The following is a 16,726-nucleotide window of genomic DNA, read 5'->3' on the forward strand; positions in this document are numbered from 1 at the left end:
TCTTCCCGTGTCGCAACATCCCGAGGTCGCCGTCCTCCTCGTGAGTCACGACGGCGCCTCGTGGCTGCCGACGGTCCTCGACGGCCTGCTCGCCCAGACGGCCCCCCTCGACTCGGTCGTCGCCGTCGACACCGCCAGCAAGGACGACAGTGTCGCCCTGGTGCGAGACGCGCTGGACGGCCACGTCCCGACCCTCCTGCGCAGCCTGCCCGGCAGCGCAGGGTTCCCCGAAGCGATCACCGACGGCCTCGTCGCCCTGGCCGAGAGTGCCCGCGAGCCGGAGTGGATCTGGATCCTGCACGACGACTCCACCCCTGCTCCCGACGCGCTCTCCGCGCTCCTGGCCGCCGCCGCGGCACGGCCCGACGTCGACATCCTCGGCCCGAAGCTGCGGGAGTGGCCCTCCCTGCGGCGACTGCTCGAGCTCGGCGTGACGATCAGCGGCACCGGCCGTCGCGAGACCGGGCTCGAGCGTGGTGAGTTCGACCAGGGCCAGCACGACGAGACCCGCGAGGTCTTCGCGGTCAACTCCGCCGGCATGCTGGTGCGGCGCGCGGTGCTGGAGGAGCTCGGCGGCTTCGATGCCGCGCTGCCGATCTTCGGCAACGACATCGACCTCGGCTGGCGCGCCGCCGCTGTCGGTCGCACCACCCTGGTCGTGCCGGCCGCCGTGGTCTTCCACGCCGAAGCCGCGCATCGTGGCGTCCGGCGGACACCGCTGACCGGGCGGCACACGCACTTCCAGGAGCGGCGGGCCGCGCTGTTCACGCTGCTGGCCAACGCCCGCGGGGTGACCCTGCCCTTCCAGGTGGTCCGACTCGCGCTCGGCTCCGTGCTGCGGATGATCGGCCTGTTCTGCGTCCGGGCCGTGGGCGAGGGTCTCGACGAGATCGCGGCCCTCGTGGCCGTGTTGCGCCACCCGGGCCAGCTGCTCGCGGCCCGACGTTCGCGTGCCGCGGTCATCGCCGCGGCCCGCGGTGCCGACGGCGCCGACCGGGCCCGCGTCCGACGACTGCTGGCGCCCTGGTGGCTGCCCTACCGCCACGGCCTCGACTTCTTCGGTGACCTGGTCGCCGCAGCGACCAACCAGGCCTCCGACGTCGCCGAGCGACGACGCATGGCCGCCGCTGACCGATCCGACACCCCACCGCCTGCCCGGCACCGTGACGAGGACGACGAGTTCGCCGACACCGGTCTGGTCGTGCGCTTCTTCACCAGCCCGACCGCCGTCGGTACGGCGATCACGGTGCTCGCGCTGCTGATCGGCGTCCGTGACGTGGTCGGCGGCCTGAGCGGTGGCGCCCTGTCGCCGACGCCCGACTCGGCGGGCGCCTGGTGGCGTCTCCACCTGGAGGGCTGGCACGCGATCGGGTTCGGCAGCGAGGTGCCGGCGCCGCCGTACGTCCTGCCGCTGGCGGTCCTGGGGACCCTGTTCGGGCCGTCCCTGCTGATCTCGCTGTTGATGGCCCTGGCGGCACCGATCGCCCTGTGGGGCGCGTGGCGGTTCCTGCGCCTGGTGAGCCGGCTGGCGACGACGTACGGCGCCCCTCGGTGGCTGCTGTTGTGGGGATCGGTGAGCTGGGCCCTGGTCCCGCTCGCCGCCGGCGCCTGGGGCGGCGGGCGCTGGGGCATCGTCGTGGCCGCGGCCGTCCTGCCCTGGCTGGCCCACGCGGCGCTCGGCTTCGCCGACCCTGATCCTGCGCACCGCTGGCGCGCGGGCCTGCGCACCGGCCTGGCCCTGGCGCTGATGACCGCCGTCGCGCCGTCCGCGTGGCTGGTGGTGGCCGTGCTGATCGGCGTGCTGCTGGCCAGCGCCGTACGCCTGATCCCCAACGAGGTGCGGGAGCGTTCGGTCTGGGGACCGCCCGTCGCGGCACTCGCGGTGCCGTTGCTGGTCCTGCTGCCGTGGTGGCTGCCGGCGCTCTTCGAGGGTGCGTTCGCCGCGACCGTGCTCGACATCGGCCGGTGGCCGACGGCGGCCACGTCGGGCTGGGACCTGCTCGCCGGGCGCCTCGCCGGTCTGGGAGCCCCGCCGGAGGTGGGACTGGTGCTGCCCGTCCTGGCGCTGTTCGCGCTGCTCCCGACGAAGACCCGGATCCCGGTCGTCATCTGCTGGCTGGTGGCGGCCGTGACAGCCCTCGTCGCGATCCCGTTGACCGTGCCGGCCATCGACCTTCCCGGTACGGCGGAGCAGCAGCCGGGCGTGGGCGCCGTACTCCTCCTCCTGCACGGTGCCTGGCTCACCGCGGCCGTGCTCGGCGGGCTCTCCCTGCACCATCTCGGTGACCAGTCGCGACCGGTGCAGGCCGGACTGGCCGTCGGCGGTGTCGCGGCAGTCCTCGCGCCCCTGGTCGCCCTCGTGTGGTTCGCCGGCTGGGGTGGCGAGGAGCTCGCGGACGACGCTCCGTCCGACGTACCCGTCTACATGGTCCAGCGCGCGCAGGAGGCTCCCGAGAACGGCGTGCTCGTGCTGCGCGGTTCCATCGACGACGGCATCCGGTACGACGTCCACCGCGGCGACGGCCCGACGGTCGGCGAGGACGAAGTGGCCGCCCTGACGCCGGAGGACACCGAGATCACGGCGATCATCCGGTCGCTGGTGACCGCGCCGGACGGTGACGCCCTCGACGCGCTGGCGGAGCACGGCATCCTCTACATCGTCCAGGCCGCGCCGGCCGACGGTGCCGTGGCGGCGAGCCTCGACGCGACCTCCGGCCTCGACCAGGCAAGTTCCGAGCGCGGCACCCGCGCCTGGCAGGTCACCCCGGGCCCCGAGCCACTGCCGGACCATGCGGCGTGGCTGCGCTGGTTGCTGCTGATCGTCCAGGGCTGTGCGATCCCGGTGCTCGTGGTCCTCGCCCTGCCCCCGCTGCGAAGGAGTCGCGATGACTGAGTCCCCGAACCCCGCACCGGGTGCCGGACGGCGCTCGGTGGTCACCCCCGAGCGCCGCGTCGACATCATCGTCGCGCTGGCCATCGTGCTGCCGGCCGTGGTCGCGCTGTGCGTGACCCTGATCGGCCAGGAGAGCGACCCCCTCGCCGGGGTCCGCCCGCCGGCCACCTCCACCCTGACCGCCGCCACCGTCGTCTGCCCGGCCGGCATCAACGCCACCAGCGGCCCCGTCCGGGCGGTCCGGACCCCGGGAGTCCCCGGCGGCAAGGTGTCCGTCCGCACCGGTGCCGCACCGGTCGACTCCGAGGGCAACGGCAGCGCCCAGGGCGAGACGAAGGAAGGTGCCGAGCTCGCGGTCGCAGCCGGCGGTGGAGTCGTCGTACCTGCCAGTGGCGGAGCGACCGTGCTCGACGCACGGGGCGACGCGGCCCCCGGCCTGGTGGCCGGTCGTGGCGACCGGCTCGCCGTGCCCGAGTGCCGTGCCCCGTCGTACGACGAATGGCTGGTCGGGCTCAACGCGTCGGCGCGCTACGCGACGACCCTCGAGCTCGTGAACCCCGACGACGGCGACGCAGTCGTCGACCTCGAGCTGATCGGGACCGCTGGGCCGATCGACGAGCCGGGCCTGCGAGGCGTGCAGGTTCCCGGACACAGCGTGAAGCGGCTGGAGCTGGCCAAGGTCGCGCCGATGTCGGCGCAGACGGCCGCGCACCTGACGGTCACCCGAGGGCGGGTGACGGCGACGGTGCGCAACACCTGGGACCCCCTCGGCCGCGGCCGGGTCACTACCGACTTCCTGCCGACGAACGCCGAGCCCGCGACCACCAACCTGATCCTCGGGATCCCGGACAGGCGGGTCAGCCCGACCCTGTTCGTGGCCAATCCGGGCGACGACGAGGTCCGGGTGACCACGCGGCTGGTGACGGCGGAAGCGGCGTTCACGCCGACGGGCGCGGAGGAGATCACGGTCGCTCCGCACTCGGTCAAGGCGGTCGGCCTGAGCGGCATCCTCTCCGGTGACGCGGCGAAGGGCGTCGTCGGCATCGAGCTCGAGTCGACCGGTCCTGTCGTCCCCTCCATGCGCCTGCTCACCAGGACCGACCTGGTCCTGCTGGCCCCGGTGCCCTCGTTGCGCGACCCGGCGGCCGCCGTGCTCCCGGTGGGCGCGAAGACCCTGTTGCTCGGCGGCGCCACCCGCACCGGCGTGGTCCACGTGAAGTCGTACGACGCCGCGGGCAAGATGCTCGCCGACAAGCCGGTGGAGGTCGCGCCGGACCGGGCGGCCAGCCTGGCACTGCCGCCCACCGCGGTCGCCATCACCGTCGAGGCACGCAACACCTCGATCGGCGCGATCGTGTCGATCCCTGCGACGGGACGGCAGCCGGGCCTTGCCACGATCCGGGTCCGCGCTGCCGAGCTCCGTTCGCGGATCCCGGTCGTCGTGCCCCAGTAGCGGTCAGCAGAGCGGTCAGCAGCCGCAGGCAGCAGTCAGTCGGGGTCGGCCGGGTAGCGCGGGTCGACCTCGCTCGGATCGATGCCGAGCAGCTCGGCCACCTGCTCGACGACCACCGTCAGCACGATCGCCTCGAGGTCCGCGCGGTCCGCTGCCCGGTGCTCGAGGGGGCGACGGAACACGACCAGGCGGGTCGGCGTCGCGCCGGTCCCGCGCACGAGCGAGGAGAGCGGCACCCGGCCGGAGTCCCAGTCGTCGGGGAGCTGGGGGGTGTCCTCGACGGCGTACTCGACCAGGCCCAGACGCGCGGACCAGCGCCCGTCGATCTCGGTGACGACGTCCAGCATGATCCGGTCGAAGACCTCGCGCCGGCTGCGCGGACGAGGCGGGCGCGGGGAGCCGAGCGGCCCGGACCGGGGGAGCACGGCCGGCCCCCGGACACCCCGCCCGCGACGGTCCCGGCGAGGACGCGGGCGGCCCGGTGTTGCGTCCGACTGTTCTGCGCCCGACTGTTCTGGCTCCACGATCCGCGAGCCTAGCCACCGTGGCCCCGTCCGAGCGGTAGCGTCTGCGCCGTGAGCGCGATTCCGGCCCAGCAGGGACTCCGAACCTGCTCCCGCACGGCCTGCGCCCGGCGCGCCGTGGCGACCCTGACCTATGTCTACGCCGATTCCACGGCTGTGCTGGGTCCGTTGGCCACGTTCGCCGAACCCCATGCCTACGACCTCTGCGAGACGCACAGCGAGCGGCTCTCTGCCCCCCGCGGCTGGGAGGTCCTGCGCCTGGCGCTCGGCACGCAGCAGGCCGGCCCCAGCGGCGACGACCTGCTCGCCCTCGCCGACGCGGTCCGCGAGGCCGCGCGACCGATCGTCCGACAGGTGGTCGAGCCGGTCCGCGAGACGGGTCGCGAGACCGGCCGCAAGGGCCATCTGAGGATGCTCACCTCGGACGACTGAGGGGCTTGCACTAGTGTCCCGTTCATGGCCAGTGCCACGACCTCACCGGACAACCTGAGCAAGGTCTTCAAGGCCTACGACGTGCGCGGCATCGTCGGTGAGCAACTCGACGAGGACCTGGCCCGCGCAGCGGGATCGGCCTACGTCGAGGTGCTCGGGATCGACGCCGTCGTCATCGGCTACGACATGCGGCCCAGCTCGCCGTCCCTCGCCGGCGCCTTCGCCGACGGCGCGACGACTGCGGGTGCGGACGTCACGATGATCGGCCTTGCCTCGACCGACCAGCTCTACTTCGCCTCGGGCCACCTCGGACTCCCCGGCGCGATGTTCACCGCAAGCCACAATCCCGCCCAGTACAACGGGATCAAGATGTGCCGTGCCCACGCGCAGCCGGTCGGTGTCGAGAGCGGGCTCGCCGAGATCCGCGACCGCATCGCGGCGGGTGCGCCGACGACGGGCGCGAGCGCCGGCTCGGTCGACAACCTCGACGTGCTGCAGGCCTACGCTGCCCACCTGCTGTCGCTGGCCCCGGTCAAGGGCCGCAAGCTGAAGGTCGTCGTCGACGCCGGCAACGGAATGGCCGGCCACACGGCGCCCGCCGTCTTCGAGCGGCTCGCCGACCAGGTCGACATGGTGCCGATGTACTTCGAGCTCGACGGCACCTTCCCGAACCACGAGGCCAACCCGATCGAGTCCGCCAACCTCGTCGACCTGCAGAAGCGAGTGCTTGCCGAGCGCGCCGACATCGGTCTGGCCTTCGACGGCGACGCCGACCGCTGCTTCCTCGTCGACGAGCGCGGGGAGCTGGTCTCCCCGTCGACGCTGACCGCGTTGATCGCGGCCCGCGAGCTCGCCAAGGAGCCGGGTTCGACGATCATCTACAACCTGATCACCTCGCGCGCGGTGCCCGAGATCGTGTCCGAGCTGGGTGGCAACCCGGTGCGCACGCGCGTCGGCCACTCCTACATCAAGGCCACGATGGCCGAGACCGACGCTATCTTCGGCGGCGAGCACAGTGGCCACTTCTACTTCCGCGACTTCTGGCGCGCCGACTCCGGCATGCTCGCGGCGCTGCACGCAATGGCTGCGCTGGCCGAGGCCGACGTCCCGCTCTCGCGCTTGCTCGACGAGTACGAGCGCTACCCGCTCAGCGGTGAGATCAACAGCACCGTCGAGGACCAGGGCGCCGTGCTGGTCGCCCTCGAGAAGGAGTACGGCGCCCGCGAGGGTGTCACGATCGACAAGCTCGACGGGCTGAGCATCAGCCATGCCGACTGGGCGTTCAACGTACGCGCCTCCAACACCGAGCCGCTGCTGCGGCTCAACGCCGAAGGAAAGGACGAGCCCACCATGGCCCGAGTCCGCGACGAAGCACTGGCGATCATCCGGGGTGGCAAGTGAGCACTCCCGAGATCTCCCCCGAGCTGCTGGCGATCATCGTCTGCCCCGCCTGCAAGGGCGACCTCACCCTGACCCCCGCCGCTGGGGCCGACGGCACCGACGAGCTGGTGTGCGGCGGCTGCGGCCTGGCCTACCCCGTGCGCGACGGCATCCCGGTGCTGCTCGTCGACGAGGCTCGTTCCCCGGCCTGAGCGCCAGGTCCTCGCCATGGTCTGGTTCGACGAGTCCCGCCTGGATGACCAGAGCGCCCTGGGCAGCGCCGACCTCCGACTGCGCACGCTGGCCGAGTCCGGCGCCCGCGTACGACGTGAGGTGGGTGCCGCCGCTGAGGCGATCGCCGAAGCGGTCTCCCGCGCCAGCGACACCCGTCCGCGTGCGGTGATCGCCGCGGGCCCGGACTCCCGGTTGCTGAGGGCGGTCCTCGAACCCTTCTGCCCCGTACCGTTCGTGGCCTGGCCAGCGCCGGCGCTTCCCGGCTGGGCGGGCAGCCTCGACCTGGTCGTGGTGCTCGCGCCCGAGGGTTCGGACCCCGGCACGGCTTCGGCCGTGGCGGAAGCGGCCCGACGTGGCTGCCAGCTTGTGGTCGCCACGCCGCCCGAGTCGCTGGTCGCCCAGCACGCGACCGGCCGGTGGACCACCATCCTGCCCACGGACACGGCCGACCAGCTCGCCACCGCGGTGGCGATGTTGTCCTTCCTGGACCAGGTCCAGCTCGGCCCGAACGCCGACCCCGACGCCGTGGCCGACGCCCTCGACGTGGTCGCCATCGCGTGCTCCCCGAACCGCGACATCTCGATCAACCCCGCGAAGATGCTGGCGATCTCGCTGGCCGACGCCAGTCCGCTGGTCTGGGGCGGATCGGTCCTGGCTGCCCGGGCCGCGCGACGCGTCGCGGAGTCGATTCGTCGTACTTCCGGGCGCACGGCGCTGGCCGGCGACGCCGAGCACCTCCTGCCCGTCATCGAGGCGGCGCGCGCCCGCAACGTGTTCGCGGACCCGTTCGCCGATGACGCGGGGGACCGTCGACCGGTGCTGGTGATCCTCGACGACGGGCTGGACGACCCGGTGGTCCGCGACCAGCGGATCCGGCTCGAGGAGGCGTGCCTGGCCCACGACGTCCGGATCGAGCACGTGGCGTCCGAGGCCGCGGGCGAGGTCGATCGCTACGCCTCGTTGTTGCTGAACGGCACCTACGCTGCCGAGTACCTCCGGCTGGGCCTCGTGCCTGACTGAGGCCCGTTGTCGGGTTGTCAGACACTTGGACTTCTCTCAGTGACTTCGGGTACCAAGGATCGATGGCCTCCACCTCTCGGGATCCCTGGCTCGACAACGCGAAGATGGCGCTCGTCGCGCTGGTGGTGCTCGGCCACACGTGGGCGCTGCTGCCTCCCGGCGGTCCCGGCGGGGGCCTGTACGACTTCCTGTACCTGTGGCACATGCCGGCCTTCGTCTTCGTCTCCGGCTACCTGTCGCGTGCCTTCACGTGGGAACCGGGCCGGATGTGGCAGCTGGTCACGACCCTGGCCGTCCCGTACCTCGCGTTCGAGGCAGCGCTCGCGCTCTTCCGGATCAAGGTGGGTGGCGAGAACCTCGTCGACCTGTTCACTGATCCGCACTTCCCGCTCTGGTACCTCCCCGCGCTGATCGTGTGGCGACTCCTCACGCCGGTGTTCCGCCCGCTGTGGGGCGGTGTCGTCGTCGCCGTGGCGATCAGCCTCGCCAGCGGCTTCATCGACGGGGAGTTCTCACAGCTCTTCGACTTCGCGCGGATCCTGGGCCTGCTGCCGTTCTTCGTGCTCGGGTTGAAGGCGACGCCGGAGCGGCTCGAGGCGCTGCGCTCGCGGTCGGCCAGGGTGCTCGGCGTCGCGGCGTTCGCGGTCATCGGCCTGCTCGCGCTGAACCTCGACCGCTGGGCCGATGGTGACTACCTCTACTTCAAGCCGTACGACTTCCTCGACGCCTCGGACCAGACCGCTGTCCTGACGCGGTTGCTCGTGCTCGGTGTCGGGATGGCGGGCGCCGTCGCGTGGTTGGCGGTCGTGCCCCGGACGGGCGGCTGGTTCTCCCGGATGGGCGCGGCGACGATGGTCGTCTACCTGTTCCACGGCTTCGCCGTGAAGGGCCTGCAGTACGCCGGGTTCCCGGAATGGGCCGAGGGACGCCCGTGGCTCGGGCTGGCCGCGGCGACGGTCTGCGGCCTCGTGATCGCGCTCGGGCTGGCGGCTCCGCCCGTACGACAGTTCCTCCAGCACCTGGTGGATCCGTTCGCGTCCGCCGACAAGAGGGTCGATGACGCCGTGGCGCTGGCGGTCGTCGTACAGGAGCAGGAGCGGGAGCTCGAACTGGTGGGAGAGCCGGTCACCGTGGGCCGGTAGCCTTCCGCCATGCCCATCACCACGACCATCTCCGTGAATGGACTGGCCGCGTGAGCGCCGGACTCTTCGGTCTGCTCGACGACGTCGCTGCCATCGCCAAGCTCGCGGCCGCGTCGGTCGACGACGTCGGTGCTGCGGCCGGTCGCGCCACGACCAAGGCTGCCGGTGTGGTCATCGACGACACGGCAGTGACGCCGCAGTACGTCCGCGGCCTCGCCGCCGAGCGCGAGCTGCCCATCGTCAAGCAGATCGCGATCGGCTCGATCCGCAACAAGCTGCTCATCATCCTGCCGGCCGCGCTGCTGCTCAGTGAGTTCCTGCCGGACCTGCTCCCGATCATCCTGATGGCCGGCGGCACGTTCCTGGCCTACGAGGGAGCGCACAAGGTCTGGCACATGGTCTCGGACCACGGCGAACACGACACCCCGGTCACCGAGGTCAGCCCGGAGGCCGAGAAGGCGATGATCTCCGGTGCGATCCGCACTGACCTGATCCTGTCCGCGGAGATCATGGTGATCGCGCTCGCCGACATCGATGATGACGCGAGCTTCTGGGCCCGACTGGCGATCCTCGTCGTCGTCGCCATCGTCATCACCATTGCCGTCTACGGCGTCGTTGCCCTGATCGTGAAGATGGACGACGTCGGCCTCAATCTCGCCCAGCGCAAGGCCTCGGTCGTGAAGGTGATCGGGCGCGGCCTGGTTGCCGGCATGCCGAAGCTGCTGGCGTTCATCTCCGTCGTCGGCACCGTCGCGATGCTCTGGGTCGGCGGCCACATCCTGCTCGTCAACATCCACGAGGTCGGCTGGTGGGATGCGCCGTACGAGTGGGTCCACGGCATCGAGCACGACATCGAGCACGCGATCCACGGCTTCCTCGGCGGCATCCTCGCGTGGCTCGCCAACACCGGCATCTCCGCGGTGATCGGCCTGGTCGTCGGCTCGATCGTCGTCGTGGTCGTCCGGGTGTTGCCCTTCACCGGTGACAAGGACCCGATCGAGCAGTACGACGTGGACGAGTCGTCGGACACCCCGGGGGCTGTGCACTGACCCGATCCCGCCCCTTTGGAGGTCGTGGCCGCTGAGCTCGCACCTGGGCGTGCCTCGAGCCCCGCTGGTGGGCGGGGTGCGGGGCGTGGTGGTCAGTAGTCGTCGAGGGCTTGGGTGCCGTCGGGTCCGACGAGGAAGTGTCGGCCGTTCGGGCTGGTCCACAGGTAGTGCCCGGGCAACACGATCGCGTAGCGCCATCTGCTGTGGGTCTTGGCGCGGTGGTGTCGTCGACACAGGGGGACGAGGTTGCACGGACAGGTCACGCCGCCCTGCCCGTGCGGTTGCGCATGGTCGAGGTCGCAGGATCGCCCGGTGGTCGAGCTTGTCGAGACCCCGCAGCCGGGGAACCGGCAGGCGTGATCCCTGAGCTGGACCCGTCGGCGGATGCGGTCGGGGATCTCGTAGGAGTCGACCGGGACGCAGTCGGCCAGATCGATGACGGGGCGGACGATCACAGTGGTGTCCCTTGCGCGGAGCCATTCCTTGATCTGCGCCGTGCTGATCGGGACCTGCTTGTCCTCCCACCGCCCGACCGGATTTCCAGTCGGGTTCGCGTCGGGCTTCGCGAACGGGTTCTCGTCGTTGGTCGAGGAGGTCGCGCTGCGACCGTCTCGAGACCCGGTGATGGTGGTGTCGGTGATGTGGACGTTGAGGACGACCTTGCGACCCGGGGACTGGACGGTGACTTCGCCGGTTTCCTCGTCGGCGAACAGCAGGTCCAGGGACAGGTCTTGGCGAGCCATGTCACCGACACCGCGTGCGCGTCGCACGTCCAGGGACGAGTCGTCGCCGAGTTNCCCGGGGACTGGACGGTGACTTCGCCGGTTTCCTCGTCGGCGAACAGCAGGTCCAGGGACAGGTCTTGGCGAGCCATGTCACCGACACCGCGTGCGCGTCGCACGTCCAGGGACGAGTCGTCGCCGAGTTTGCCGCGCTGGATCGCGCGCCGGTTGACGGCCTGGTCGAAGTCGTGTCCGTCCGCGGCATCAACCAGGGCGTCGATGCGGACGCGTCCGTGTTGGTCGACCTGGCGGTCGACGTTGACGAACAGCTCCTCGTTCGCGGCCTGGCGTTCGGCCTCGGCACGTTCGGGGTCGAACCGGAGGATGGCTTCGGTGACGAGGCGGTCGAGCTGGGCCCACCCCACGCCACCGACCGCGGCGAGCTGGCGGTCCACGAAAGCCGCAGCCTCGGCGTTGAGCGACCGGGTGAGGTCAGCGATGCGTTCGGCCCGCCACGGCGCCAACCTGCCCTCGACCACAGCGGAGTAGATGTTGGGCAGGCGCCAGGCGCACTCGATGATCCGACCGACGTACGCCCGGCCACCGTCCGGGGACCTGCCCAGGACGGCGACGAGCTCCATCAACGCGAACTCCGACACCAAAGGTGCGCCGTCGCCGGCGATCGGGACGCCGGTGTCGATGACGCCGTCGATGATGGTCGCGGCCTGCTCCGGGGTGGTGACGGTGTGCTGGTTGGCCCAGGTCACCAGGTCGAGCAACGTGCTGACCGGGCGGCCTTCATGCCGTCCGGTCAGTTCGCTGTTCCCCTGCTCCATACCTGTATTGGATCACGAGGTGGCGACACAACCACGGCCCGGAAACCCGCCTGTGGACAGGGGAAAGTCTCCACTTGGGTTGTGGAGAGTTGATGGACGGTGGGTGGTCTCGAGACGGTTGCTGCGCAACCTCCTCGACCAACGAGCGGCGGGTGTCGCCCCTGGCTGTAGAGCAACGACGCTGTTGCTGTGCGCTGAGAGACCGACTCAGCCGTTGGCGAGGATGGCGAGCTGCCGCGACTGCGCGATCAGGCGGCCCTGGTCGTCCCAGAGCTCGACGTCCTCGTCGTGGTAGCCGGCGAGCACGTGACGGGTGACGACGTGGCCGAGCGCCCACACCGTCTCGGGACGGCGGCGGAAGTGGACCGTGAGCTGGATCGTCGCCGAGGCGAGGTGGCCGACCTCGGCGGTCACAGGCGGGAACGCGTCGGTCATCGCGCCGGCGAGCAGGGCGTCGACCGGACGTTCGTCGGTCATCCGGATCCAGCAGAGCGACTCGGTGGTGCCCGAGGGCTTGCCGGTCAGCCAGCCGGGGACCGTCGGGGCACGGTAGGTGTAGCGGTCGAGGATCGGCGCGTTGCCCAACGACATCAGGGGGCTGATGTCCTGGCAGTCCTCCGGCGCCGGTACGACGGGCGCCGCATGCGGTGCGTGCTCGAAGGTTCCGGCCACGTCCCAGTCGTGGGTGCTGACGACCGCGTGAGCGACCTCCTTCCCCTCTTGGACCAGGACGGCGTCGTACGTCGACACGCGGCGCCCGACCCGGACCTCACGGACGGTGATGGCGCCGGGGCCCGGCCGGCCCGGACGGAAGTAGGTGATCGCGATGCTGAGGGCATCGGGGTGGGCCGACTCCTGGAGCACGGCGTGCAGCAGGAGGGCAAGGACGTAGCCCCCGTTGGCCGTCCCGTTGGCGGTGTCCCAGTCGGCCGTGACCTCGACCCGATGGGTGCCGTCGGCGGTGTGTACGGATGCGACGGCCTCGTCGAGCAGATGTCTCACCCGGTCATTCTCCCGTGACGCCGTCGATGCACTCACGCAGCAGGTCGGCGTGACCGCAGTGCCGGGCGTACTCCTCGACCATGTGCACCAGGATGTCGCGCACCGGACAGGTCTCTCCGTCGCTGTTGTAGACCACGTCGGCGCCCATCGACTCGTCGTCCTGCGTGTCCAACCACTCGTCAGCCAGGGCGATCTGGCGCCGCCACTCGGTGAAGGCATCCTCGACGCACTCGGCGGTTCCGACGGCGGCGTTGAAGTCGAAGTCCCGGTCGGAAGGATCAGTGAACGGACGTGGCTCGTCGAGATTGCCCTGCAGTGCGCGCTGGAACCAGGCCTGCTCGACGTACGCCATGTGCCGGACCAGGCCCAGCAGGCTCAGGGTGCTCGGCGGCACGGACCGCGTGGCCAGCTGTTCGGGGGACAGGTCCTCGCACTTGCGGCCGAACATCTTGCGGTACTCGCCGAGGTAGTCGCGGTAGTTGGCCAATTCTCCGGCAGCAGCATCAGACATGGGCCCCACCGTAGAACGCCCGCGCAATCCCATTTTCCCAACGACCCCCAGCAGCCGTACGCTGTGGGCACCAGCGTTCGAGCCGTCATCAGCGGTGAGCTCCGGGAAGAACGGGTTTCGACAAGCTCCACCACCGAAACCTCAGTAGAACCCGGCGGGTGGCCCGTCACAGCCATGAACGAGAGGTCCCGCAAGGGACAAGCAGGGTGGTACCGCGGTCCTGAAGGATCGTCCCTGCGGTTTGAGACCGCAGTGACATCCGACGCAGGAGACCGAAGCCAGATGACCTATCCGAAGGTCACCACCGACCCGACCGCCGACCCCAGCAACGGGCAGGGTGCCGTTCCCGGCTCCCCGAAGTTCCCCGCCATCGAGGAGGGGGTGCTGGCCTACTGGGCCGAGGACGACACCTTCCGGGCGTCGGTCGAGCAGCACGACCCGGGTGAGAGCGGCGAGAACGAGTTCGTCTTCTACGACGGCCCACCGTTCGCCAACGGCCTCCCGCACTACGGTCACCTGCTGACCGGGTACGTCAAGGACATCGTGCCGCGGTACCAGACGATGCGCGGCAAGCGCGTCGAGCGCCGCTTCGGCTGGGACACCCACGGCCTGCCTGCCGAGCTCGAGGCGATGCGCCTCAACGGCATCAAGACCACCGACGAGATCGTCGAGATGGGCATCGACAAGTTCAACGACGCCTGCCGCGCCTCGGTGCTCAAGTACTCCGGTGAGTGGCGCGAGTACGTCACCCGCCAGGCGCGCTGGGTCGACTTCGACAACGACTACAAGACGATGAACCCGGAGTTCATGGAGTCGGTCCTGTGGGCCTTCAAGGGCCTGTTCGACAAGGGCCTGGTCTACGAGGGCTTCCGGATCCTGCCCTACTGCTGGAACGACGAGACCCCGCTCTCCAACCACGAGCTGCGGATGGACGACGACGTCTACCAGGACCGGCAGGACCCCGCCCTCACCGTCGGGTTCCGCCTCGACTCCGGCGAGCTCGCGCTGATCTGGACCACGACGCCGTGGACGCTTCCGTCCAACATGGGGATCGCGGTCGGCCCTGACGTCGAGTACGTCGTCGTCGAGTCCGACCTGCCGACCGGCTCCGTGGAGCGGTACCTCCTGGCCAAGGCCCGGCTGGCGTCGTACGCGAAGGAACTGGTCTCGACCGGCTCGGCCGACGACCTCACGGTCGTCGAGACGCTGACCGGTGCCGACCTCGCCGGCCGCAGCTACACGCCGCCGTTCACCTACTACGCCGGAGCCGACAACGCGCACCGCGTGCTGGTGGCCGACTTCGTCACGACCGAGGACGGCACCGGGCTGGTGCACCTGGCTCCCGGCTTCGGTGAGGACGACAAGGCTGTCCTCGACGCCGCTGGAGTCGAGACCGTCGTACCCGTGGGCAAGGACGGCCGGTTCACCTTCCCCGTGACCGACTACGAAGGCATGCAGGTCTTCGACGCGAACCCGCAGATCATCGGTGACCTGAAGGCCGGGACCGGTGCGGTCAGCCCGGGCACGGTGCTCCTGCGCCGCGAGTCGTACAACCACTCGTACCCGCACTGCTGGCGCTGCCGCGAACCCCTGATCTACATGGCTGTCTCGTCGTGGTTCGTCGAGGTCACCAAGATCAAGGACCGGATGGGGCAGCTCAACCAGGACATCCGCTGGACGCCCGACCACATCAAGGACGGCCAGTTCGGCCGCTGGCTCGAGAACGCCCGCGACTGGTCGATCACCCGCAACCGCTTCTGGGGCAGCCCGGTCCCGGTGTGGAAGAGCGACGACCCGACGTACCCGCGGATCGACGTCTACGGCTCCTTCGACGAGATCGAGCGCGACTTCGGGCGGCTGCCGCTCAACGCCCAGGGCCTGCGCGACCTGCACCGCCCGTGGATCGACGACCTGACCCGCCCCAACCCGGACGACCCGACCGGGAAGTCCACGATGCGCCGCGTCTCGGACGTGCTCGACGTGTGGTTCGACTCCGGCTCGATGAGCTTCGCGCAGGTGCACTACCCGTTCGAGAACACCACGTGGTTCGAGCAGCACTTCCCGGCGGACTTCATCGTCGAGTACATCGGCCAGACCCGCGGCTGGTTCTACACGCTGCACATCCTGGCGACCGCGCTCTTCGACAAGCCGGCGTTCTCCTCGTGCATCAGCCACGGCATCGTGCTCGGCTCCGACGGCAACAAGATGTCGAAGTCGCTGCGCAACTACCCCGACGTCTCCGAGGTCTTCGACCGCGACGGCGCCGACGCGATGCGCTGGTTCCTGATGGCGAGCCCGATCCTGCGCGGCGGCAACCTCGTGGTGACCGAGCAGGGCATCCGCGAGGCCGTGCGCCAGGTGATGATCCCGCTGTGGAACACGTGGTACTTCTTCGCGCTCTACGCGAACGCCGAGCACTACGACGCCAAGGGGTCGACGGACTCGACCGACCCGCTCGACCGCTACCTGCTCGCCAAGACCAGGCAGTACGTCGAGAAGCTGACCGCCGAGCTCGACGAGTACGCCATCGCGGACGCCTGTGAGACCACGCGTGCGTTCTTCGACGTGCTCACGAACTGGTACGTCCGCCGCTCCCGCGAGCGGTTCTGGGAGGGCAAGCCGGAGGCGTTCGAGACGCTGGCTGCCGTCCTCGACGTCGTGTGCCGGGCGATCGCCCCGCTGCTGCCGCTGACCACCGAGGAGATCTGGCGCGGACTGACCGGTGGCCGCTCGGTGCACCTGGCGGACTGGCCCGACGTGTCCGCACTGCCGGCCGATGACGCGCTCGTCGCTGCCATGGACCAGGTCCGTGAGGTCTGTTCCGCGACGTCGGCGCTGCGCAAGGCGGCCAAGCTGCGCAACCGGCTTCCGCTGGGCCAGCTGACCGTCGTGGTGGCCGAGCCGAGTGCGCTCGAGCCGTTCAGCGAGATCATCGCCGACGAGCTCAACGTGAAGTCGGTGCGGCTCGTGGCAGCGGACTCCGGCGAGGCCGAAGGGTACGGCGTCGAGCAGAAGCTCACCGTCAACGCGCGCGCCGCCGGGCCGCGCCTGGGCAAGGACGTCCAGCTCGCGATCAAGGGCTCCAAGACGGGCGACTGGTCGGTGGCCGAGGACGGCACCGTCACCTCGGGAGGCCTCGCTCTCGTCGAGGGGGAGTTCTCCCTGGAGACGGCCGTCGGCGACGCCGCCGAGGGTGCCGCCACCGGCATGCTCCCGACCGGTGGGTTCGTCGTGCTCGACACCGTCGTGACGCCCGAGCTCGCCGAGGAGGGCCTCGCCCGTGACCTCGTCCGTGCGGTCCAGCAGGCCCGCAAGGACGGCGGTCTGGACGTGACCGACCGGATCGAGCTGGTCGTGTCCGGCTCGGCAGCGGTCCTCGCGGCAGCCACCACGCACGAGGCGCTGATCGCGGGGGAGACCCTCGCGACGTCGTACACGGTCAGTGAGGGCGCGGACGGCGAAGGCGCCACCGTCGTGGTGGGTGACGGCGAGCAGGCTGCCGTCCGGGTGACGCTGGCCTGACCGGAG

At 70.6% G+C, this 16,726-nt stretch carries 12 protein-coding genes; 9 read left to right on the plus strand and 3 right to left on the minus strand.

Annotated elements, in window-relative coordinates; all coding sequences use genetic code 11:
* The first annotated feature begins 7 nt into the window (after positions 1-7).
* Together ASD84_RS19045 and ASD84_RS19050 are read left to right on the plus strand one after the other, a co-directional pair.
* A complete protein-coding gene (locus tag ASD84_RS19045; RefSeq protein WP_056713781.1) occupies positions 8-2,893 on the plus strand; it encodes a glycosyltransferase family 2 protein in 2,886 nt (961 codons plus the stop codon).
* Entirely contained in the window at positions 2,886-4,346 is a 1,461-nt protein-coding gene (locus ASD84_RS19050; RefSeq protein WP_056713783.1) for a DUF5719 family protein, read from the plus strand. The genes ASD84_RS19045 and ASD84_RS19050 overlap by 8 nt, the downstream gene beginning before the upstream one ends.
* A 35-nt stretch (positions 4,347-4,381) precedes the next feature.
* Here ASD84_RS19050 and ASD84_RS19055 read toward each other — a convergent pair whose 3' ends face one another.
* Positions 4,382-4,771, minus strand: a complete 390-nt coding sequence (locus ASD84_RS19055) for a metallopeptidase family protein (protein WP_235531179.1) — start codon at positions 4,769-4,771, stop codon at positions 4,382-4,384.
* Between the two features lie 159 nt (positions 4,772-4,930).
* Between ASD84_RS19055 and ASD84_RS19060 the strand changes: the two genes are divergently transcribed.
* The 6 genes from ASD84_RS19060 (at position 4,931) to ASD84_RS19085 (ending at position 10,127) form a co-directional block, all read left to right on the plus strand.
* Entirely contained in the window at positions 4,931-5,302 is a 372-nt protein-coding gene (locus tag ASD84_RS19060) for a DUF3499 domain-containing protein (RefSeq protein WP_056714926.1), read from the plus strand.
* Between the two features lie 24 nt (positions 5,303-5,326).
* Positions 5,327-6,703, plus strand: coding sequence for a phosphomannomutase/phosphoglucomutase (locus tag ASD84_RS19065; RefSeq protein WP_056713789.1), 1,377 nt, complete (start codon positions 5,327-5,329; stop codon positions 6,701-6,703).
* 11 nt (positions 6,704-6,714) lie between these two features.
* Entirely contained in the window at positions 6,715-6,894 is a 180-nt protein-coding gene (locus ASD84_RS19070; protein WP_056714928.1) for a Trm112 family protein, read from the plus strand.
* A gap of 16 nt (positions 6,895-6,910) precedes the next feature.
* Positions 6,911-7,936: an SIS domain-containing protein gene (locus tag ASD84_RS19075; RefSeq protein ID WP_056713792.1), complete on the plus strand. Its 1,026-nt coding sequence runs from the start codon at positions 6,911-6,913 to the stop codon at positions 7,934-7,936.
* A 62-nt stretch (positions 7,937-7,998) separates the two neighbouring features.
* Complete coding sequence (locus ASD84_RS19080; protein ID WP_056713796.1) at positions 7,999-9,078, plus strand: acyltransferase family protein; 1,080 nt, start codon at positions 7,999-8,001, stop codon at positions 9,076-9,078.
* A 50-nt stretch (positions 9,079-9,128) separates the two neighbouring features.
* Positions 9,129-10,127 carry a DUF808 domain-containing protein gene (locus tag ASD84_RS19085; protein ID WP_056713798.1) on the plus strand — a complete coding sequence of 333 codons (999 nt, stop codon included), beginning with the start codon at positions 9,129-9,131 and terminating at the stop codon, positions 10,125-10,127.
* A 1,765-nt stretch (positions 10,128-11,892) separates the two neighbouring features.
* On the opposite strand, the gene ASD84_RS19100 is transcribed toward ASD84_RS19085, so the two are convergent.
* A complete protein-coding gene (locus ASD84_RS19100) occupies positions 11,893-12,687 on the minus strand; it encodes an acyl-CoA thioesterase (RefSeq protein WP_056713807.1) in 795 nt (264 codons plus the stop codon).
* Positions 12,688-12,691: 4 nt separating this feature from the next.
* On the minus strand, positions 12,692-13,198 hold the full coding sequence (locus ASD84_RS19105; RefSeq protein ID WP_235531226.1) for a DinB family protein: 507 nt from the start codon (positions 13,196-13,198) through the stop codon (positions 12,692-12,694).
* Positions 13,199-13,480: 282 nt separating this feature from the next.
* On the opposite strand from ASD84_RS19105, the gene ileS reads away from it, so the two are divergent.
* Positions 13,481-16,720 (plus strand): isoleucine--tRNA ligase, encoded by a 3,240-nt coding sequence (gene ileS / locus ASD84_RS19110; RefSeq protein ID WP_056713812.1) that lies wholly within the window; start codon positions 13,481-13,483, stop codon positions 16,718-16,720.
* The last annotated feature ends 6 nt before the right edge of the window (positions 16,721-16,726 follow it).

Source organism: Nocardioides sp. Root682 (assembly GCF_001427795.1).
Taxonomy (GTDB): domain Bacteria; phylum Actinomycetota; class Actinomycetes; order Propionibacteriales; family Nocardioidaceae; genus Nocardioides.

What these genes read in the sequence shown, in the direction of transcription:
- ASD84_RS19050 (WP_056713783.1), top strand. Translation starts at nt 2,886, where the DNA reads ATGACTGAGTCCCCGAACCCCGCACCGGGTGCCGGACGGCGCTCGGTG.
- ASD84_RS19065 (WP_056713789.1), top strand. Translation starts at nt 5,327, where the DNA reads ATGGCCAGTGCCACGACCTCACCGGACAACCTGAGCAAGGTCTTCAAG.
- ASD84_RS19075 (WP_056713792.1), top strand. Translation starts at nt 6,911, where the DNA reads ATGGTCTGGTTCGACGAGTCCCGCCTGGATGACCAGAGCGCCCTGGGC.
- ASD84_RS19080 (WP_056713796.1), top strand. Translation starts at nt 7,999, where the DNA reads ATGGCCTCCACCTCTCGGGATCCCTGGCTCGACAACGCGAAGATGGCG.
- ASD84_RS19105 (WP_235531226.1), bottom strand. Translation starts at nt 13,198, where the DNA reads ATGTCTGATGCTGCTGCCGGAGAATTGGCCAACTACCGCGACTACCTC.
- ileS (WP_056713812.1), top strand. Translation starts at nt 13,481, where the DNA reads ATGACCTATCCGAAGGTCACCACCGACCCGACCGCCGACCCCAGCAAC.